This is a genomic window from Pseudomonas sp. E6002 (genome assembly GCF_013385565.1).
GTDB lineage: Bacteria > Pseudomonadota > Gammaproteobacteria > Pseudomonadales > Pseudomonadaceae > Aquipseudomonas.
In genome coordinates, this window is record NZ_JACAPT010000036.1 from 158596 (window position 1) to 179147 (window position 20552).

18 protein-coding genes are annotated in these 20552 nt (G+C 61.3%); 5 read left to right on the top strand and 13 right to left on the bottom strand.

From position 1 onward, the window contains the following. Positions 1 to 287 precede the first annotated feature (287 nt). On the bottom strand, positions 288 to 674 hold the full coding sequence (locus HX815_RS27005) for a TIGR03067 domain-containing protein (RefSeq protein WP_008436175.1): 387 nt from the start codon (positions 672 to 674) through the stop codon (positions 288 to 290). 400 nt (positions 675 to 1074) lie between these two features. Between HX815_RS27005 and HX815_RS27010 the strand changes: the two genes are divergently transcribed. Continuing rightward, positions 1075 to 2415, top strand: coding sequence for an LPS O-antigen chain length determinant protein WzzB (locus HX815_RS27010; RefSeq protein ID WP_008436176.1), 1341 nt, complete (start codon positions 1075 to 1077; stop codon positions 2413 to 2415). 262 nt (positions 2416 to 2677) lie between these two features. Further along, the gene (lpxO, locus tag HX815_RS27015) at positions 2678 to 3577 is read left to right on the top strand and encodes a lipid A hydroxylase LpxO (protein ID WP_008436177.1); all 900 of its coding nucleotides are present in this window, start codon (positions 2678 to 2680) and stop codon (positions 3575 to 3577) included. Positions 3578 to 3595: 18 nt separating this feature from the next. On the opposite strand, the gene ligD is transcribed toward lpxO, so the two are convergent. Then, positions 3596 to 6094, bottom strand: coding sequence for a DNA ligase D (ligD, locus tag HX815_RS27020; RefSeq protein ID WP_177029184.1), 2499 nt, complete (start codon positions 6092 to 6094; stop codon positions 3596 to 3598). An 11-nt stretch (positions 6095 to 6105) separates the two neighbouring features. Then, a complete protein-coding gene (locus HX815_RS27025; RefSeq protein WP_003218456.1) occupies positions 6106 to 6954 on the bottom strand; it encodes a Ku protein in 849 nt (282 codons plus the stop codon). Between the two features lie 196 nt (positions 6955 to 7150). Here HX815_RS27025 and HX815_RS27030 point away from each other — a divergent pair, with 196 nt between their 5' ends. Both HX815_RS27030 and HX815_RS27035 read left to right on the top strand, forming a co-directional pair. Beyond that, positions 7151 to 7471, top strand: coding sequence for a hypothetical protein (locus tag HX815_RS27030; protein WP_177009410.1), 321 nt, complete (start codon positions 7151 to 7153; stop codon positions 7469 to 7471). A 30-nt stretch (positions 7472 to 7501) separates the two neighbouring features. After that, entirely contained in the window at positions 7502 to 8662 is a 1161-nt protein-coding gene (locus tag HX815_RS27035) for a PQQ-dependent sugar dehydrogenase (RefSeq protein WP_177029185.1), read from the top strand. Positions 8663 to 8788: 126 nt separating this feature from the next. Here HX815_RS27035 and HX815_RS27040 read toward each other — a convergent pair whose 3' ends face one another. Both HX815_RS27040 and HX815_RS27045 read right to left on the bottom strand, forming a co-directional pair. Beyond that, on the bottom strand, positions 8789 to 9268 hold the full coding sequence (locus tag HX815_RS27040; RefSeq protein WP_008436190.1) for a nuclear transport factor 2 family protein: 480 nt from the start codon (positions 9266 to 9268) through the stop codon (positions 8789 to 8791). Between the two features lie 32 nt (positions 9269 to 9300). Further along, positions 9301 to 9852 (bottom strand): TetR/AcrR family transcriptional regulator, encoded by a 552-nt coding sequence (locus HX815_RS27045; protein ID WP_177029186.1) that lies wholly within the window; start codon positions 9850 to 9852, stop codon positions 9301 to 9303. A 125-nt stretch (positions 9853 to 9977) separates the two neighbouring features. Between HX815_RS27045 and pssA the strand changes: the two genes are divergently transcribed. Next, a complete protein-coding gene (gene pssA / locus HX815_RS27050) occupies positions 9978 to 11321 on the top strand; it encodes a CDP-diacylglycerol--serine O-phosphatidyltransferase (protein ID WP_177029187.1) in 1344 nt (447 codons plus the stop codon). A gap of 18 nt (positions 11322 to 11339) precedes the next feature. On the opposite strand, the gene HX815_RS27055 is transcribed toward pssA, so the two are convergent. From HX815_RS27055 to HX815_RS27090, 8 genes are all read right to left on the bottom strand, one after another. Then, positions 11340 to 11783, bottom strand: a complete 444-nt coding sequence (locus HX815_RS27055; RefSeq protein WP_008436193.1) for a hypothetical protein — start codon at positions 11781 to 11783, stop codon at positions 11340 to 11342. Between the two features lie 107 nt (positions 11784 to 11890). Continuing rightward, positions 11891 to 13111 carry an MFS transporter gene (locus HX815_RS27060; RefSeq protein WP_003218442.1) on the bottom strand — a complete coding sequence of 407 codons (1221 nt, stop codon included), beginning with the start codon at positions 13109 to 13111 and terminating at the stop codon, positions 11891 to 11893. A gap of 3 nt (positions 13112 to 13114) precedes the next feature. After that, positions 13115 to 13894, bottom strand: a complete 780-nt coding sequence (locus tag HX815_RS27065) for an ABC transporter ATP-binding protein (RefSeq protein WP_003218440.1) — start codon at positions 13892 to 13894, stop codon at positions 13115 to 13117. A gap of 26 nt (positions 13895 to 13920) precedes the next feature. Next, entirely contained in the window at positions 13921 to 14988 is a 1068-nt protein-coding gene (locus HX815_RS27070; protein ID WP_023658859.1) for an iron ABC transporter permease, read from the bottom strand. Continuing rightward, positions 14985 to 16100, bottom strand: a complete 1116-nt coding sequence (locus HX815_RS27075; RefSeq protein WP_003218435.1) for an ABC transporter substrate-binding protein — start codon at positions 16098 to 16100, stop codon at positions 14985 to 14987. Before HX815_RS27075 ends, HX815_RS27070 begins: the two co-directional genes overlap by 4 nt. Next, complete coding sequence (locus HX815_RS27080; protein WP_003218433.1) at positions 16097 to 16948, bottom strand: PepSY domain-containing protein; 852 nt, start codon at positions 16946 to 16948, stop codon at positions 16097 to 16099. Before HX815_RS27080 ends, HX815_RS27075 begins: the two co-directional genes overlap by 4 nt. Before the next feature lie 5 nt (positions 16949 to 16953). Next, positions 16954 to 19182: a TonB-dependent siderophore receptor gene (locus HX815_RS27085; protein ID WP_003218431.1), complete on the bottom strand. Its 2229-nt coding sequence runs from the start codon at positions 19180 to 19182 to the stop codon at positions 16954 to 16956. 133 nt (positions 19183 to 19315) lie between these two features. Then, positions 19316 to 20218 carry an AraC family transcriptional regulator gene (locus tag HX815_RS27090; RefSeq protein ID WP_177029188.1) on the bottom strand — a complete coding sequence of 301 codons (903 nt, stop codon included), beginning with the start codon at positions 20216 to 20218 and terminating at the stop codon, positions 19316 to 19318. Positions 20219 to 20552 lie beyond the last annotated feature (334 nt).

Genomic DNA, 20552 nt, shown 5'->3' on the forward strand with positions numbered 1-20552 from the left:
CGAGGCTTTCGGTGTAGGGCGGACTTCTTTTGTCGCAATGACCGGAACATATTGGAGACGCAATGGACATGCTGTCAGCCCAGGTATCAAAACCAGCCCGCTCAACTGCCCCGTGCTACACCCTCACCGCCATCAAGCGCCCGTGCTGAATGGCTGCCGTGCAGGCAAAAAAAGGCCCGTGGGGTAGACGGGCCAAGGTGTTCACTGGAGTAGGTAGCCTTCACCCTATAGGTCAACACGTGAAGGCCATGTGAAAACCATGTCGCAGGAACGGATGTATCTCCGTGTCAGGGTTTGCGCACGAACGTGCGCATGGTTTGCCCTGGGCCGGTACTGAAGCGGGTAGGGCGGGGCATGCCTTCATCTGCCGCAATAAACACGAAGTGATCACCTTCCAGCCGGTAACTCGCGGGTAACTGTTTGCCGGCATCCTCTCCCATCGAGTCAACCCAGGTAATGCTTTTGGGTGCCGTGCTGGCATCGAGCGTGAAGCTGCCTGCCAGTAAAACCTCGCCGTCGACCGTCACCACCTGGAATTGATCGCCCGAGATTGTCGTGATCGCGCCTGGCGCGCTGTGTTCATCCGTGGGATTGAGCACACCATTGTCTTCCAGCGCCGTTTGTTCCCATGCCCCCTGGAGCGCCTGGAAATCCGCATTTGAAGCACGTGTCATACAAATTCCTTTTTGGTTAAAAAACGAGCAGTCAATACCTTGGTGCGTAGATGCCTGACGGATAAGCTGAATCGATTTTGTGAGAATTGTCTGGTTTCTCTTTGTTGCGTACGAATTTTCCCAGTATTCACGGGTATTTAGCGCCATTTTGTGCGTTGATTCGGAAACGGTTCTTTACAAGTTCGTCTACGCTCAGCACCAGGGTAGGGGCTCCTGCGTAATCTGAACGAAAACAATCTACGGTGATGTGGGATTTTTCCATGATCGAGGTGGTCCGATGACCATCGGTAGACCGTTCGTGTCTTGTGTACAGGGCGTTGTCCCTGATTTTCAAGCGGCCATTCAGTATTTGATGAATATGTGTGACCGCTGACTGTCGACTTTTTAAGGTGCATCAGTTTTGAATAAAACTCCTCGGCTCCACGCTCATGCGGCATCGGACGAAATTGATCTGTTTGAACTGTGTCATGGTATCTGGCGGCAAAAGAAGTTGGTGCTGGGGTGTACGATTCTGGCGGGGGTGCTGGGGGCGGGCTACGCTTTTCTGGCCCCGCGGGAGTATCAGGTCAGCAGTGTGCTGCGCCCGGCTGCCATCAATGAGCTGGATGCTCTGAACCGCTCCGAAGTCTATAAGTTGCCGCCGGCCGACGCCCTGAACAAAGTGGGGGCGCAACTGGACTCATACGAAGCGCGCCTGGGGTTTTTCAAGTCCCATGAGGACCTGTTCAAGGCGTTCCAGAAAACCGGGCAAAGCCTCGAGCAGAGTTTTGAAGAATTCAATCGAAACTCCATCAACCTGAGCCTGCCCGATCCCAAGAAGTCCGACTCCCTGAGCAGCTATATCAAGCTTGAGCTGGAATACCCGGCAGACATCGACGGGGTAGCGATTCTCAACGGCTTTGTAGACTACGCAATTGATTCGGAACGTGCCCAGGTCGGTGCTGACCTTAAAGTGATCGTCAATAACCGCTTGAACGAACTCAAGGGCAAAATCGACGCGGCGCGCTCCAATTACGAAACCGACAAGGAATCGAAGATTGCCAAGCTGCTTGAAGCCGACAGGCTCAAACGGGCCAAGCTGGAGGACGAACTGGGTGCCCTGCGCTTACAGATGAAAATGGAGCGCACGGACCGGCTGGCAGAGCTGGCGGAGGCCATTTCCATCGCCAAGTCGATGGGCATCAAGACCCCGACCACTCCTTCTTCCATGGCAGATGCCTCGCGTAGCGGCTCGAATCAAGTAATGCGCACCGAGGTCAACAACCAGAAAATCCCGCTGTACTTCCTCGGTACAGAGGCGCTTGAGGCGGAACGTGCCGCGTTGCAGGCGCGTACCAGCGACGACTTTACCAACAGCCGCATTGCACAGATTGGCAAAGAGTTGCAGATGCTGGAGGTCAACCGTGAAGTGGAGGTGCTGAGAAATCGCGGGAATGAAGACATTTTCTTGCAGGATGTTGAACCGTTACGAGCGGAAGTCGCGCGTTTGCGAGGCCTGAATATCGACATGAGTGGCCTCAAGCTGGTAACCATTGACCGTCGTGCCCAAGAGCCGCTGAGCCCGATCAAGCCCAAGAAAGCCCTGGTTATGATACTGAGCCTGCTGGCAGGGTTGACCGTGGGTGTGCTGATTGCGCTGGGCCGCCATCTGCTGGCACGACGCGAAGCCGTACCCTACTCGGAGTTGGATGAATATCGGCTTTCTCTGCGTACACGCAAGGATGACGAACCGAAAAGCTGACGCCTTCAGCAGCGGGCAGGCCGCCCGGCAAGCCCGCTGCTGCTGTTCCTGGCACACTCACTGGACACCTTTTCACAAATCTTGATTAACCTTTGGTTACAAAGTGTGGCTAAAATAGCTGCCAATGGCCACGACCGGATTGTCACCCAGCCGTTCGTGTTGCCGGTTTTGTGAATTGTGATTTCAGGTGCTGCATCTTCAATCCTCGGCCGTTGTGGGCACGCGGGAGCAGCCTGTTCTCTTCTGACTTGTGACGAATACCTTGAAACTCATCATTGTTGCTCTCTACGTTGCCTCTATTGCGTATGTCCACCTGCGTGGCCGGGTGCGCCACAAGCTGGGGCGCCAGCTCAGCGATCACTCGACCTTCCTGGCTCCGGTGAACTGCTTTCTCTACCTCTTTTCCAAACTGCCCAGCCGACCGTACCTGTCCCCCAGCGACTTTCCCGACCTGAGCCCGCTTCAGGAGCATTGGCAAGAGATCCGCGAGGAAGGCCAGAACCTGCTGCGCGCAGGCGAGATCAAGCGCTCCGACCAGTACAATGACGTGGGTTTCAATTCGTTCTTCAAGTCGGGCTGGAAGCGTTTCTATTTGAAGTGGTACGGCGACAGCCATCCTTCGGCGATGAAGCTGTGCCCGCGCACCACCGAGCTGGTGCAAAGCATCGGCTCGATCAAGGCCGCGATGTTTGCCGAGCTGCCACCGGGCTCAAAGCTGGTACGCCATCGTGACCCGTATGCCGGTTCCTACCGTTACCACCTAGGCCTGGACACGCCCAACTCCCCGGGCTGCTACATCAACGTGGACGGTGAAAACTACTACTGGCGCGACGGTGAACCGGTGATGTTTGACGAGACCTTCATCCACTACGCCGAAAACACCACCGAGCAGAACCGGATCATTCTATTCTGCGATATCGAACGGCCGATGAAGTACCGCTGGGCGGCCGCGTTCAACCGTTGGTTCAGCCGCAATGTGATGGCTGCGGCCGGTTCGCCCAACGATGCCGGTGACAAGACCGGCGGCCTGAACCGTGCGTTTACCCGCCTGTACAAGATTCGCCTGCGGGGCAAGGAGTTGAAGAAACGCAACCGCACCCGTTACTACCTGGAAAAGTGGGCGATCTTTGCCGGCCTGGCCGCGATCTTCATCCTCATCTGAACCGGGCAGCGGAGCGCATCAGCCTGGCGGATGCGCCCCCAGCTTCTCCCACATCTTCTTGCTGATCTTCTGCCGATTGGCATAACCCGCCCACGGGTCCTTCTTCAAACCCTGCAAACGCTCGTGCAGGTTAGCCACCGTCCATTGTTGGGCGCTGTGCAAACTCTTCAACTCATCACGACTCACCGGTATCGATACCGGCAGGCCGGGCCGCGCCCGCACCGAGTAGGCGGCTACCGTGCTGGCGCCCCGGGCGTTGCGCAGGTAGTCGATGAAGATCTTGCCCACGCGATTCTTCGGGCCCGAAGTCGCGGTAAAGCGTTCAGGCAACTGCAGCGTCATGAACTGGGCGATGGCCTTGGCGAAGGCTTTTACCGAGTCCCAGCCGTCGCGGCGCGCCAGCGGCACCACCAGGTGCAGGCCTTTGCCGCCGCTGGTCTTGACGAACGCTTCAAGCCCCAGTTCATCGAGTACCGACAAGGTCAGTTGCGCCGCTTCAAGCATGCTTTTCCACGGCAGTGCCGGGTCCGGGTCGAGGTCGAGCACAAACAGGTCCGGGGTTTCAATCTTGTCAGCGGTAGCGCCCCAGGTATGCAACTCGACGGTACCCATCTGCACGGCACCGATGAGCGCGGCCGGGCTGTCGATTTCCATCAGCCGCGCATGGCCCGGATCCAGGGCCTGGTCGAGTTGCTTGATATTCGGGATCGCCAGGCGCTCGGAGTGCTTCTGGAAAAACTGTTCGCCGGCAATGCCTTCCGGTGCCCTGAGCAAGGACACCGGCCGGTTGCGCAGAAAGGGCAGGAGCCATTCGCTGATGCCCTCATAGAACTGTGCCAGTTGCAGTTTCTGTGTAGCGCTCTGGGCATCGATGACTCGGTCCGGATGGGTAATCCTGACCCCAGCCACGGCGCCGGTGCCCGCCGTCTTTTTGCGGGGTTTTTCCTTCAGCGATTTGGCCGTCCGCGGCTGCTCATGCACAATCTGCTCCGCCGGCTTGTCGGTGCGCAGCCCGACAAACGCCGCCTGGCGCACCACACCTTCGCGGGTCCATTCGGCAAATTGCACTTCGCCCACCAGCTGCGGCTCGACCCAGTGCACGCCGCGTGCCTGGGCACTGGTCAGGGGCTTGGCCAGCGGTGAAGTCTGGCGTTCCAGCGCCTTCAACTGTGCACTGATCTTTTTCAGCGCGGCCTGATCGAATCCGGTACCTACGCGCCCGGCATACACCAGGTCGCTGTCATCATTGACCGCCAGCAACAGCGCGCCAAACCCGCTGCGCGAACCTTGCGGGCGGGTGAACCCTACGATCACGAATTCCTGGCGCAGCCGGCACTTGAGCTTGATCCAGTCCGGGCTGCGCCTGGAAACGTAGGGGCTGCCGGCACGTTTGCCGATCACGCCCTCCAGCGCCAGGTCGCAGGCACTTTCGAAGATATCCCGCTGGTTGGCAGCAAAGGACTCGGAGAAGCGCAGCAGCTTGCTCTTGCTGCGGCTAACCGCGTCCTTCAGTGCGGTGCGGCGCTCTTCGACAGCGGCTTCGCGCTGGTCGCGGCCGTCCAGGAACGGCGCATCGAACAGGTAATAGACAATGTCCAGGCTGCGGCCGATATCAAAGGCGTTTTGCAGCGCCTGGAAATCCGGCAGCCCGTCGGCGTTCAGGCTGACCACCTCACCGTCGAGCCAACTGTCCTTGAGCTTCAGGGCTTCCAGGGCCTTGGCCTGGCGTGGCAGGCGATCGGTCCAGTCATGGCCATTGCGGGTGAACAGCCGAACTTCGCCATCGCGAATCCGTGCGAGGATGCGATAGCCGTCGAATTTGATCTCGTACACCCAATCGCCTTCCGGTGCACGGTCCACCAGTGTCGCCAGCTGTGGCGCGAGTTGATCGGGCAGGTCGGTTGAGGGCTTGCGCCTGGCTTTCTTCGGCGCTGCGGGCTTTTTCGCAGCCCCCACCGTTGCGTCGCTCAGCACGCTTTTCGGTTCAGCCTGGACCACATCGTAGTCAGCCACCGGGCGTGCCTGCTGATCGTTCTCCTTGATCAACAACCACTGCTCCTTGTCGCCGCTGCCCTTGAGTCGGGTGCGCACCAGCGTCCAGTCGCCTGCCAGTTTTTCGCCGATCAGGCTGAACTTCAGCTTGCCGGCCGCGTAGGCCTTGTGCGGGTCATCGTGGGGCTGCCACACGCCGCGATCCCACACGATCACATCGCCAGCGCCGTATTGGCCTGCCGGAATGCTGCCCTCGAAACTGCCGTAGCCCAATGGATGATCTTCCACATGCACCGCGAGGCGCTTCTGGCTCGGGTCGAGGCTTGGGCCCTTGGGCACCGCCCAGCTTTTGAGGACGCCGTCGAGCTCCAGGCGAAAGTCATAATGCAGGTTGCGCGCATCGTGCTTTTGAATCACGAACGACAGGGCATGCGCCCGGTTCCTGGCGCGAGGCGCACTGCCGGCGGGTTCGGCGGTCACATCGAAGTCGCGCTTGGCGTTGTATTCACTCAGGGGCTTGGCCATGGCGGTCTACCTCATGAAGCCTTGCTGGTCTTTTTCGCGGCAGGTTTCTTGGCTGCAGCCTTGGTCGCGGGCTTGCCGGCCAGGCTGCGCTTGAGCAACTCCGTCAGGTCGATCACGTCCGCAGATTTGCGCTCGTCGACACCTTCGCTGGATTCCACGTCTTCGATCTTGCCGGCCTTGGCCTTCTTCGCCACCAGCGCCATGATCTTTTCCTGGAAGCTGTCGCGGTATTCGTCCGGCTGCCAGTCGGCACTCATGTCTTCCACCAGGCGCTTGGCCATGTCGAGTTCGCCCTTGGCCAATGTCGGTTTGGTCACGTCGCTGCCCAATTCCAACTCGTCCAGGCCACGCACTTCGGCAGGCCAGCGCAGCATCACCAGCACCAGCGCCGACTCCAGCGGCATCAGTGCCGCCAGGTGCTGCTTGGTGTGCAGCACCACGTTGGCCAGGGCGACCTTGCGGGTTTTCTTCAGGGTTTCGCGCAGCAGGGCATACACCTTGCCACCGCGCTTGTCGGGGGCCAGGAAGTAGGGCGTGTCGATGTTCTGCAACGGGATCTGGTCGCTGGCCACAAACGCGATGATTTCGATGGTCTGGGTGGACTTGGGGTGGGCCGAGCGGATTTCGTCTTCGCTGAGGATCACGTAGCGACCTTTCTCGTAGGCCACGCCCTTGACGATATTTTCCTTGGTGACTTCCTTGCCGGTGGTCTTGTTGATGCGCTTGTAACCCACCGGGTCCATGCTGCGTTTGTCCAGCCAGTCGAAGTCGACGCCCTGGGAGGACGTGGCCGAGACCAGTGACACGGGGATGTGCACCAAGCCAAAACTGATTGCGCCTTTCCAGATAGCCCGTGGCATGTCGTTATTCCTGAAGTGTGTGGTCTTCAGGTGACAGGGCGGATTCGGCAAAAGTTTCCCTGGCCAGCCGGCTGGCACCAGGGTTTCAGACAGATCGTGTTACACCTGATGAGAAACTATTTAGTTACCAAAGCCGAACCCAAGGCGTAGCGTGTTATCGAAAGCACGTATTACTTGCGCCCAGAGAGGCTTTGTCATGAACACCCGTTTGCGCAACCTTGCCGTATTGGCGTTGGGCCTGGCCTTGAGTTCTTTGGCACAGGCGCAAAACCTGCCCGGCAGCAGCAACAACCCCTACAACGGCCCCATCCACCAGGCCAATCCCAACAGCATGCAGGGCACCCAGCCCAACGCGCCGGCAGCGCGAGGCACCTATATTCCGCCGGCACAGCGGCCGCCGACCCTGCAAAACGGCGGTATCGGCAACAGCGTCCAGCGCCGTGACGGCGCGCAGACCCCGCCGGCTATCCAGCCCAAGACTCCCACCCGTGACGCCAATGGCAATCGCGGCGATTGAGTGTGTAAAGACGACAAGGAAACCCACCGTATGCTGTTACGCAAAACCCTTCTAGCGACCTTCTGCGCCGCTGCCTTGCTGCCCCTGGCGCTGCCTGTCTCGGCGGCCGCCACCCAACAGTTTCCCAGCGAGCAAGGGAGTATCACCGTCACCCCGATTGCCAAGGGCCTCGATCACCCGTGGGCGGTGGCGTTCCTGCCGGACAAGCAAGGCTTCCTGGTCACCGAACGTCCCGGCAACCTGCGGTTTGTCAGCCCGGAAGGCAAACTGTCCGCGCCCCTGAGTGGCGTGCCGAAGGTGTTTGCCAAAGGGCAGGGCGGCCTGCTGGACGTGGTGCTGTCGCCGGACTTCAAGGAGGACCGCCTGGTGTACCTGTCCTACGCCGAGGGCGGCGGCACGAATGGCACTGCAGGCACCGCAGTCGGGCGTGGGCGCTTGAGCGATGACCTGAGCGGCCTGCAAGACTTCAAGGTGATCCTGCGTCAGGAGCCCAAGCTGTCCACGGGCAACCACTTCGGCTCGCGGCTGGTGTTTGACCGCGATGGTTACCTGTTCGTGACCCTCGGGGAAAACAACGACCGCCCCACCGCCCAGGACCTCGACAAGCTGCAAGGCAAAGTGGTGCGGATCTTCCCGGACGGTCGTATACCTGAAGACAACCCCTTCGTCGGCCAGGAAGGCGTGAGGCCGGAAATCTGGTCCTACGGCCAGCGTAACCCCCAGGGTGCGGCACTCAACCCGTGGAGCGGCACACTCTGGGAAAACGAACATGGCCCGCGCGGCGGGGATGAAATCAACATCATCGAGCGGGGCAAAAACTACGGCTGGCCCCTGGCAACCCATGGCATCAACTATTCCCTGACGCCGATTCCCGAGGCCAAGGGCAAGACAGTCGAAGGCACCGTTGCACCGCACCACGTCTGGGAAAAATCCCCGGGTGTGAGCGGCATGGCGTTCTACGACGCTGACCGGTTCAAGGCCTGGCAGCACAACGTGTTTATCGGGGCATTGGTCAGCCAGGAGTTGATTCGCTTGCAGTTCGATGGGGACAAGGTCATCCACGAAGAGCGACTGCTGGGTGGCCTGAAAGCGCGGATCCGCGATGTGCGCCAGGGCCCGGATGGTTACCTGTATGTGCTCACGGATGAAGATAACGGCGTGTTGTATCGGGTGGGTTTGAACCAGGACTGACGGATACGGCAAATACCAATGTGGGAGCGGGCTTGCTCGCGAAAGCGATGGGTCAGTCGCTGGAGATGTTGGCTGAGCCATTGCCTTCGCGAGCAAGCCCGCTCCCACAGTTGTGTAGCGTCGAGCCTACAACCCAAGCTCCGACAACCCCGGATGCTCATCCGGACGCCGCCCCAGCGGCCAGTGGAACTTGCGCTCGCTTTCCTTGATCGGCATGTCGTTGATGCAGGCAAACCGGTTCGCCATCAAGCCGTTCTCGTCAAACTCCCAGTTCTCGTTGCCGTAGGAGCGGAACCAGTTGCCGGAGTCGTCATGCCATTCATAGGCATAGCGCACCGCAATGCGGTTGCCGGTAAACGCCCACAACTCCTTGATCAACCGATAATCCAGCTCTTTGGCCCATTTACGGGTCAGGAAGGCCTTGGCCTCTTCGCGGTTGTGGGCGAACTCGGCGCGGTTGCGCCATTGGGTATCCAGGGTATAGGCCAGGGATACCCGTTGCGGGTCCCGGGAGTTCCAGCCGTCTTCGGCCAGGCGAACTTTCTCAATCGCCGACTCACGGGTAAACGGCGGCAACGGCGGGCGTATTTCTGCGTTGGATGACATGGGACGGCTCCTTAACAGGTTTAAAAGTCAGGTCAAAGTTGCAATAGGGTTCGCGCCATGGATTGCGCATTATCGGCAGCGGTGGTGTCGCCCATCACCAGGGCAACGGTAATGGCGCCATCAATCAGGATCAGCAGGTGCGCGGCCTGGCGTTCCGGGTCGGGGGTGCCATGTGCTTGACACAGTTCAAGGGCGTACTCGAACAGTTTCTGTTTATGGGCCTTGGCCAGCAGGCGGACCGGGTCTTGCGGGTCGCCGGTCTCGCCGCTGGTGTTGATGAAGGCGCAGCCGCGAAAGTCGTCGGAGCCGAACCAGGTTTTCAGCGCACTGAACACACCCAGCAGGCGCTCGCCCGTGGTGGCATGGCGTTCAACTTCGCTGCGCAGCCACTGCATCCAGCGCTCGTCGCGGCGTTGCAGGGCGGCAATCACCAGTTCGTCCTTGTTGGCGAAGTAGCGGTAGACGCTCTTTCTGGAGACGCCGGCGGTTTTCACCAGAAGATCCATGCCGGTGGCAGCGATGCCATTTCGGTAGATCAACTTTTCGGTAACGTCGAGGATAATGTCGCGAGTGATATCGTTCATGGAGATTACAGTAGAACGATCGTTCTCCTTGGTCAATTAATTATTTTTAACCCTGGGCGGGAAGACCTGAGCCAGCCCATGGTGTAAGCTCTGGAGTCCTTCGGATTCGACCCATTGCGAGCCCTATGCCGTCGTTATTCAAACGCTCCCTGTTGCCCAAGCTGCGCGGTTTTCCCCTCACGCCCGACGCGATCGAGGTGCTGTCCGGCGCCGCCGAGTACCGCCGTTGCCTGCTGGAGAAAATTTCCCAGGCCACCCAGCGCATCTACATCGTAGCGTTGTACCTGCAGCAGGATGAGGCGGGGCAAGAGATCTACGACGCGTTGCACGCTGCCAAGGCCGCCCGGCCCGGGCTGGATATCGTGGTGGTGGTCGACTCGCTACGGGCCCAGCGCGGTTTGATCGGTGCCGGCAAGCAACCGGGCAACAGCGCCTGGTACCAGGCCATGACCCAGTCCCACAGCACCGAAGTGCCGGTGTACGGCGTGCCGGTGCAAACCCGCGAACTGTTCGGCGTGCTGCACCTCAAGGGCTTTGTGATCGATGACAGCGTGCTGTACAGCGGCGCCAGCCTGAATAACGTGTACCTGCACAAGTTCGATAAGTACCGCTATGACCGTTATCACCTGATCCACAACAAGGCGCTGGCCGACTCGATGCAGCACCTGGTGGAGCACGGCCTGGTGGCCGCCAAGGCGGTGCATCGCCTGGACCTGCCCAACCCGCCGACCACTCGCAGCCTGCGCAACGACATCGGCGACCTGCGCAGCCGCCTGAAACACGCGGTGTATGACACCACGGCGGGGCAGTTGCCCAACGGCAACCTGACGGTCAGTCCGTTGTTGGGCGTGTGCAAGAACAACCCCCTGAGCCGGGTGATCTGCGAGCTGATTGCCAGCGCCCAGCATCAGCTGACCATCTGCACGCCGTACTTCAACCTGCCGCTGCCAGTGACCCGGGAAATCAACCGCGCCCTGGCGCGCGGGGTGAAGATCGACATCATTGTCGGCGACAAGACCGCCAACGATTTCTACATCCCGCCGAGCGAACCGTTCAAGGTCATCGCCGCGCTACCGTATCTCTACGAAATCAGCCTGCGTCGCTTCGCCAAGCGTCACCAGCGCATGATCGACAGCGGCCAGCTGAACCTGCACCTGTGGCGCGACGGCGACAACACCTACCACCTCAAGGGCATGTGGGTCGACCAGCGCTACACCTTGCTGACCGGCAATAACATCAACCCGCGGGCGTTTCGCCTCGACCTGGAAAACGCCTTGCTGATCGATGATCCGAAGGGGGAGTGGGTAGGGCCACGGCGCACCGAGCTTGCCGAGATTTTCCAGCACACCTCGCGTATTGAGCGCTACCAGCAGCTGGAAACCCTCGTGGAGTACCCGGCGGCCGTCGGCAAGTTCTTGCGCCGGGTCAGCCGGGTGCGGATCGAGCGTTTGCTGTATCGGATTTTGTAGGGCCCGTGACCTTGCAGGTTAATCCGGAATCGACCTGACAAGAATGTTGTCCAAGTCGTAGCGATGGGGTTCGCTGCCTGCACTTCTTGACCAGAGTCTGATTGAGATTGGGTGAGTGCCTCCGTCCTCTTTCACGTACGGAAGAGGGACAGTCAGGCGCGTCCAGCCGGGAGACGGTGGATGTGGCCCGTATGCTTGCTCCAAGCCTCCCGCCAACACGATGATGTCCGTTTCCGATAGGGTCCGGTATTCAAAGATCACTGTGTATTCAGTGCCCTTTATGAATGAGTAGGACTTGGAGATACCCATCTCATGAACCGCATCGGATGCATTGGTGAGGTAGAACTCGTGATCGTTCCCAGGCGTCCGTGGCTCAAGCTTTGCGGTGTCTGGGCGGTCAGGGTGCCAGCCATTCCAATTTCTGTCAGTAAATGTCGTCAAGTCATTCAGGTCGTCGCTCATGGTGCTTGTCTCCAGAAAAGGTAGGTGGCCTCAGCTAATGCTGTGGCCACGCGCTTTATCAGAGGCTTTTCAGGGATGGACGTCTACTGTCAGAAATAACAGGTAGCTCAACCTGGGGTGTTACCTGGTTGCCGTGCCGCCGGCCAGCACGCGATCAATAGCAGCAGCGCCGCCGCCACCAAGTAGGGCAGGCGAGGTTCGATCGCGTAGATCAAGGTCCCGGCCAACGGCCCGACCACCACGCCCAGGCCTTGGGCCGCACCCACCGAACCTGCCGTGGCGCCTTGCTCCGACGCATCCACCGCATTCGCCGCCAGCGCCGCGAAAGACGGGAAGATCCAGCCCATGCCGGCCGCGGACACAAAAAAGCACAGCCACAGGATCCAGGCCGTATCAGCGAACATGCTGCCGGCAAATCCCAGGGCTGACACCACCGCACCGATGCGAATCATCCGCAGCGGCGGCCACTCCAGTTTGCGCACTACCAGTTGCGAACAGATCAACGCCAGCCCGACCATGGTCAGGGCGATACCGGCAGTTTGTGCCGCATCGGCCGGGTTCATCTTCAAGCGATCCAACGCGAAAAAACCCACGGTTATCTGCGCGATCGACACACACAGCATCGCGACAAACGCCACCACCAACGGTCGACGCAGGCGTGGGTCCGAGAGGTTGACCGGCTTGGGCGGCTGCTTGAGGTGCAGCTCCTGGCGCGGCAATTTGGCCAGCAGCAACAAGAATCCCAACAGCGGTAACACCGCCATCGCATAAAACGGCAGGCTCAGGCTGTGACGCGCCAACAGCGCAGCAATCGCCGGGCCCAGCACCAGGCCGCAGGCGTTGGCGGCGCCCAGGGAAGCCATGGCCTTGGCGCGGTGCTCAGGCTCAATGTTGTCGGCCACCAGCGCATAGCCGCCCACCGGTATCGCAGCGTAGAACACGCCGATCAGGCCACGACCCAGAATCAGCCCGATAAACGCCAACATGGCCGATGGCAGCAGTTGCAGGGACGCATCGATAAACACGCACAGCGCCCAGTAGGCCAGGGTGAAACCACCGGTGCCCAGCAGCAGCACACGGCGCCGGCCCAGTCGGTCACTGGCCTGGCCCCATGGACGAGCCAGAAGCATCCAGATCACCCCGGACACGGTGACCGCCGCACCTGCCTGCCAGGTGGCCAGGCCAAGCACCCGAGCGATCGGGCCAATCAGCGAGACAAATGCCATCATCGCCATGGTGCAGGCCATGTTGGCCAACAGCAGCGGCCTCAGGTTGAATGGGCGGTCAGTGTGCAAAGTCGCGAGTGCAGCGTCTTGGGAGCTGTTCATCGGTTATCCAAGGGCAGGAGAAAAGGGCAGTCGTGCATCCACCATCACCAGCGGGCGGCCATGCACCTGTTCCAGGCGGCCACTCACACCATAGACGTTTTTCAGCAACGCCTGATTGATCACCACTTGCGGTGGCCCGGCAGCGGCCAACTGACCGTTGTGCAACACCACCACCTGATCACTGAAGCCCAGGGCGAGGTTGATGTCGTGCACCACCACCAGGGTGATCAGGTTGCGTTCGCGGGTGGCCTGGGTGATGGCTTCCACCACCTGGCACTGGTGATACAGGTCCAGGGCGCTGGTGGGTTCGTCCAGCAGCAACACCCGAGGCTGGCGCACCAGGGCCTGGGCCAGGCCCACCAGTTGGCGCTGGCCACCGGAAAGTGCATCGATCGGGCGGTCGGCGAGGGCGGTCAGGTCGAGGTCGGCGAGGATTTTTTCCACGCCCTTGAGCACCGTCGGGCTCGGCCGCCCAGGCGCAAAACCCGCGCCGCGATGGCCGGCCATGGCCGCACTCAGTACCGCTTCGAAGGCGCACAGGCGCGTACGCTCCGGCAGGCTCTGAGGCAGGTACACCACTTGTTGCGCGCGCTCGACTTGCGGCAGGCGATTGAGATCGACACCCTCCAGCCAGATCTGGCCGTGCGCCTTGTGCAGTCCGGCGATGCCACGCAACAAGGTCGACTTGCCGGCAGCGTTGGGGCCGATCAGCGCGGTGATGGTGCCGGGCAGCAACGCCGGCAGATGAATGTCCTGCAGCACGCTGCGACTGCCGTAGTGCATGCTCAATGCTTGTGTGCTTAATCCGGTCACAGAGCACCTCGGCGGTTACGCATCACAATCGCCATGAAAAACGGAATTCCCACCAGTGCGGTGACAATCCCCACCGGAATCAACACGCCGGGCATCAATGCCTTGCTGGCAATCGACGCCATCGACAGGATCAAGCCACCGCTGAGCACGCTCGCTGGCAGGAACAAGCGGTGATCTTCACCCACCAACAGCCGCGCGATATGCGGAGCAATCAGCCCGATAAAACCGATAGTGCCGACAAACGAAACCGCCAGCGCCGACAGCAGGCTGATGCGCAGCAACGACAGCACCCGCAGGCGGCCGACATCAATCCCGAAACTGCGGGCGCGTTCCTCGCCCAGGGTCAGGGCAGTCAACGCCCAACTCTGACGCAGGGAAAACGGCAGGCACAGCAGCAACGCCGCAGCGAGGATCGCGAGCTTTTCCCAGGACGCCCGGGCCAGGCTGCCCAGGGTCCAGAACACCAGTTGCTGAAGGCTGTCCTGGCTCGCCACAAACTGCAGCAGTGCCACCAGCGCATTGAACGCAAACACCAGGGCAATCCCGAACAGCACCAGGCTCTCCACACCAAACCCACGCCAGCGTGCCAACAGATACAGCAATGCCACCGATGCCAGTGCGAACAGAAAGGCGTTGGCCGAAATCAGGTACTGCGCCGGCACGCCAGGAATGCCCATCCCGAGCACAATGGCCAGGGCTGCACCGAAGGCGGCGGCGGCGGAAACGCCGAGGGTGAACGGGCTGGCCAGCGGGTTATCCAGCACCGTCTGCATTTCGGCGCCGGCCAGGGCCAGTGCCGCGCCCACCAGTACCGCCATCAACGCGTAAGGCAGGCGCACATTCCATACGATCACCGCCTCCACCCGCGGCATCGAAGCCGGGTCCCACAGCACTTGCAACAGGCGCGTCAGGCTCATGCCGGAAGGCCCGGTGGTGATGTCCACCGCCAGGGAAACCACCAATGCCAACGCCAGCGCCGACAACAGCAATACCCGTCGTCCATGGCGGTGGCGATAGCGCTCACCTGCGCCATCGGCGCTCGCACAGGCTTGCACCTGCGTCACGGCACAAGGCTCGTGGTGAATACGCCGCTGGCCGGAATTGGCATAAAGCGCCGGTACAATTCGGCTCGGGTCTGTTCCGGATCCAGGTCGGCGAACAACTCAGGATGCAGCCACTTGGCCAGGGCCTGCACTGCGATCAAGTGTTCCGGCGAGTCATAGAAAATATGCCAGAGGCCATGCACGTTGCCTTCACGTACCGCCCGCAGTTCATTCAGCGGCGCGCGCTGGGACACTTGCTTGAGGCTGTCGTTGGCCTGCTGCGGCGTGGCCGAATAGCCGAGGGTCACACCGCCCTGGCCGTGGCCGAATACGCCGGTGGCGACGTACACATCCGGATCGCTGGACAGAATGTATTCGACGTTCAATGTGCCGATCGGGCCGGGAATGCGCCCGTCGGCGATGTTCCGGCCACCCGCGAGCTTGATCATTTCCCCGAAGTTGCCGGTGCCCGGCGAACCACAGCAATCCTGCAGGCCGGCGAGCATGTCGATGAAGATCTTCGGCCGTTTTACCGTCCCGGCCTTGGCCAGGGTATCGGTGACCTTGGCCAGCGAGGCCTGGTAAAACGCGATGTAGTCCTCGGCTTGTTGATTACGGTCCAGAGCCTTGCCCAGCAGGCGCATGCTCGGCACCGTGTTGCTCAGCGGATGGTCGCTGAAGTCGACGAAAATCACCGCCACGCCGGCCGCTTCCAGCTGCTTGACCGCCTCGCTGTCGGGGCTCGGGCCATGGCCGCCGCTCAAGGCCATGATCGCCAGGTCCGGGTGTACCGCCAGGGCCTTTTCCACACTGAAGGTTTCGGCGGAGGTGCCGCCTACCAACGGTACGTTGTCGGCTTCGGGAAAGTGCTTCTGGAACGCGGCGTAACCCTGCACGTCCAGGCCGCGAAAATCCCCTTGCCAGCCGGCGATGCGGGTAAACGGGTTCTTGCCTTCAAGGAGCGACAGCGAGTAGATCATCCGGCCTTCACCCAGCAGGATATGCGAGACCTTGTCCGGTACGTCGACCTTGCGCCCCGCCAGGTCGGTGACGGTGTGGGCGCAGGCCAGGCCGCTCATTAACAGGCCAAGACCGAGCAGCAGGCCGCGTTGCAACAACAGAGGGTGTTTCATGAACAATTTCCTTGAACAGTTGGGCGCACGTGGCGGACGCGTTTGCGCCACCACAACAACAGCCCGGTGAGATAGAGCAGCGGCAATGCCAGGCCGCAAAGAAAGGCCAGGGCCGCGCCGGGCAACCCGAGCAACAGGTGGCCGTGGGCGGCGGAGAACAGCGGTTTGATCGCGGCGGGGTTGGCGAAGAACCAGTCGGGCCGGGCCAGCCAGGCGCCGCTGCCGGCAATCACCGCCAACGGCAGGCACAGCCAGGCGGCTGCGACGTTGTGCCATTCCCGCAGGCGGCGCAGGCCCTGGCTGCCCGGGCGCAAGCTGGCGGCTTTCCACCAGCTGCGCCGCCCCGGCCACCACAGGTACAGGCCGCTGCCCACCGAGCCCAGCAGCACCAGGCCACAGGCAAACAGGGCGACGGCGCCAATGGGCGGCGGCAACAGCAGTGCCCGGTGCAGCGCCACCAGCTTCGCCAGCCACAGGTCATCGAACACAAAAAATGCCCGTGGCTCGGCACTGTAGGGATCGATCATCGCAATGCCGATGCCGGGCCGATCCTCCAGGGCTCCGAAGACGATCGCGTTGTCCGATTCCAGGAAACCCTGGCGCGGTTTTGCGGCGCCAAAGACTTTCTGAAATTGCGGGTAGGCACCCAGTGCCGCGCTGATCCACTGCGCGTCATCCAGCAGTGCGCCGTGTTCAACCGGAGCCAGGTCCAAGGCCTGGCTGCCGACCTCCCAGCGCAGGATCGGCCCCTTGAGTTCCAGCAGCGCACCGCTCAAGCCAATCAGCGCCAGCAGCAGGCCGACGCTCAGCGCCAGCCATCGATGCACACGAAGCCACCACCCACGCATGGCAGTTACCAGCGATAGCGCAGGCTGGCGATGACACTGCGGTCATACCCGGCACTGCAGCTGGAGAGGGAGCAGCCTTCGTAATAGTGCTTGTCGGTCAGGTTGGTGGCATTCACCGCCAGGCGCAGGCCCTTGGCCGCCGGGATCAGCTTGTCGAAATCGTAGTGCACCGCCGCGTCGAGCAAGGTGTAGGAGGGCACGCTCACAGTGTTGGCAGCATCGGCCTCGGTGGAACCGATATAGCGTACGCCGACGCCAAATCCGAGCCCGGTGAGCGGGCCAAAGGGCAGGGTGTAGTCAGCCCACAACGACGCCATTTTTTCCGGGGTGTCGGTGGGGCGGTTGCCTTTTTCCAGCGGGTTGTTGCTCTTGCTGACTTCGGCGTCGTTGTAGGTCAGGGTTGCCAGCAGGTCCAGGCCCTTGGCGAGGCTGGCCTTGCCTTCCAGCTCCACGCCGCGCACGTTGACCTCACCGGTCTGCACGCTGTTCAGCGGGTTGCTCGGGTCGGTGGTCTTGACGTTCTGCTGGGTCAGGTCGAACAGCGACAGGGTGATGTAGCTGTCGATCCCGGGCGGCTGGTACTTGATGCCGACTTCCGACTGCTTGGCGGTGCTCGGTTTGAAGCTGGTGCCGTAGAAATCAGTGCCGAGCACCGGGTCGAACGAGGTGGCGTAGCTGATGTACGGCGACAGGCCGTTGTCGGCCAGGTAAACGAGGCCTGCACGGTAGGTGAACTTGTTGTCGTCCTGCTTCTGCCCGGTGTCGGTCAGGCGGTTGTCGGTGCGCGCACTCGAATGATCCTGGCGACCGCCGACGGTCAGTACCCAACGGTCGTTGAACGTCATCTGCTGCTGGGCGTAGAGCCCGGTCTGGTCGGCGCGCTGCAAGGTGCTGGCGAACGGGGTGTTCGGCGCGAACACACCCCCGTGCACCGGGTTGTAGATGTCGATCGACGATGCCGCGCCGCCGTTGAGGTAATAGTCTTCACGGGTGCGCCGGTAATCGACCCCCAGCAGCGACACCATCTGCACCTCGCCAAGGTTCCAGCGGGCCTGGGCATTGTTGTCCAGGGAGTACACGTCGCCGACGATGCGGAAGCGGTAGGCCGACCGGTTCAAGGTGCGCAGGTCCGGCGCCAGGGACATGCCGCTGGCGGTGTTGGTCAGCAGGTTGACGTGGCCATAACGTGCGCTGGAATTCAGGCTCCACACATCGTTGATCCGGTGCTCCAACAGGTAGCCCAGCGAGTATTGCGTGCGGCCGTTGTCCAGGCCGGGTTCGTCGAGAAAGACGTTGTGTTTGACCTTGCCATTCGGGTTCGGCTTGAGCGTGCCCACCGTCGGCAGGAACACCCGGGGCGCGCCGAATTCATCCTCCGAGTAATCGGCCAGTACGGTCAGGCTGGTGTCGTCGTTCGGCCGCCAGGTAAACGACGGCGCGATGAAGGTTTTGTCGTCCTTGATGTGATCGAACTGGGTGCCGCTGCTGCGCTCCAGGCCCACCAGCCGATAGAGGAATTGCCTCTGGTCATCCAGTGGCCCGCTGAAGTCGAACTGGCCCTGGGCGCGGTCGAAACTGCCGCCCTGGAGCTGCACTTCATGGAACGACTGGTCCAGTGGCCGCTTGCTGATCTGGTTGACCACACCGCCCGGTGCGTTCTGGCCGAACAACACCGAGGCCGGGCCCTTGAGCACGTCGATGCGTTCTAGGCCATAGGCTTCGGCTTTTGGCCAGGCCTGGGTGGTGGTGCCACGTAAGCCGTCGCGCAACATGCCGGTGCTGGTCACGTCGAAGCCGCGAATCGAGAGGTTGTCGAAGCGCTGGCTGGCGGCGGTAGTGTTGGCCTGCACGCCGGCCGTGTAGCGCAACGCTTCGCTCACCGATTGCACTTGCTGCGCGTCCATCTGGTCGCGGGTCACTACGGAGATCGACTGGGGGATTTCATTGAGCGCGGTGTCGGTCTTGGTCCCGCTGAGGCTACGCTTGGCCACGTAGCCGGCCTGTTGTCCGGTGGGGCTGTCGGCTTGGGTCCCGGTGACCACGCTGCTGTCGAGCACCAGGGCGTGATCGGTGTCCGCCTCGGCGGCCTGCACAAGGTTCATCTGGGTCAGCGACAGGCCCAGGGCAACGCCATGGATCAGGGTTGCCAAGGGCTTGCGACTGGTTTTCAAGTGCGGGACTGCGGTATCGATTGGCAAACCTGGGGTGTCTCGGTACAGAACGCGGGTGCCCATGCTTCACTCCATGATGAGGTGTTCAATGCGAATGCAAACTTATCTCATCCAGGCGTTGTGACGCAGGGCTATTGCTTTGGGTCGAGCGATCATTTCTTTCGTTTGCGGGGCAGGGCGGAACTTTCACAACCCGTCAGCGCAACGCCTTGGGCGAAACCCCGAAACGCTTGCGAAACGCCGTGGAGAAATGCGCCGGGCTGTAACCCACGCGGTACGCGGCGCTGGACACATTGGTCTCACCGCTGGCGAGCAGGCGATAGGCTTCGGCCAGGCGCTGTTCCTGCAAGTACACATAGACACTGGTGCCGAATACCTGACGAAAGCCCGCGGTCAATTTGCGCGGGTTGAGGCCGACTGCGCTAGACAGCTCGGCCAATGACGGCGAAGCCTGCAACGAACCGAGCAACAGGTCGCGGGCGGCATGAATGCGTTCGATGTCCGCTGAGTTGCAATGGGCGTCCTGCACCGGGCGCGACTCGGTTTGCGCGAGAATTCCCTCCACCCCCAGCGCTGTCAGCTCCAGGGCCTTGCCGCCCAGATAGAAGGAGCGGGCAGGGCCCTGCAACGGGCAGGTGAAAATCTGTTGGGCAAGGGCGAGCAACGGTTTGCTCGCGGGCTGGCAGAACATCATCGGCCCGCCGCCGCGTTTATCCAGCAGGCGCTCAGGCTCAAGGCCGACGCTGCGGATCGACGGGAAATCCAGCTGCACGGTGGTGTAGCGCACCGGCACACCACTGGCGAACAGGTGATCGCCACAATGTTCACCCTGGTTGGCCACGGCGCACAGGGTCGGCCCGCGAATCTCCACTTCCTGCTGGCCTTCGACCCGGCAATTGAGCTGGCCGCTGAGCACCAGGATGATCTTCAAACCTTGCCACAGCGGCTCTTGCATCCACATCTGGCTGTCCATCAACACAGTCCCGGCGGACAGGGTGATTTCCGGCACGACGGTGGCGGCACCCGTGTTCAAAGTGTTGGGAAAATTGAGGGTGAAATCCCTTTGGGTCGGTAGCGGCGCAGCGTGTGGGCTGAGCATGGCGGACTCCCTGTGAACCGGAAAAGAGGGGCATACGCTAGCAGGAAATTTCTTACCTGTAATTAAGAATGATTATCCTTTAGCCGAAAGCCCGGACCACGCCTCATCGCTGCAGGCCGCAGAAACTCACGCTGTAGCGCAATCAAAAGAAAAAGCCGCGCAAACGAATGTCCTGCCGGTTGCCGTGCTGCGGCTTTTGCCTATTAATAATCACTCTCATTTCCGCAGCCCTTGGCGACTCATGGATGAACCGCTCAATGACCCATTCTCCCTAGCCCTTTTCACCCTTGCCCCGCAGGCCTTTTGTTCACGGCATCGGCCCCTTATTGCCGAA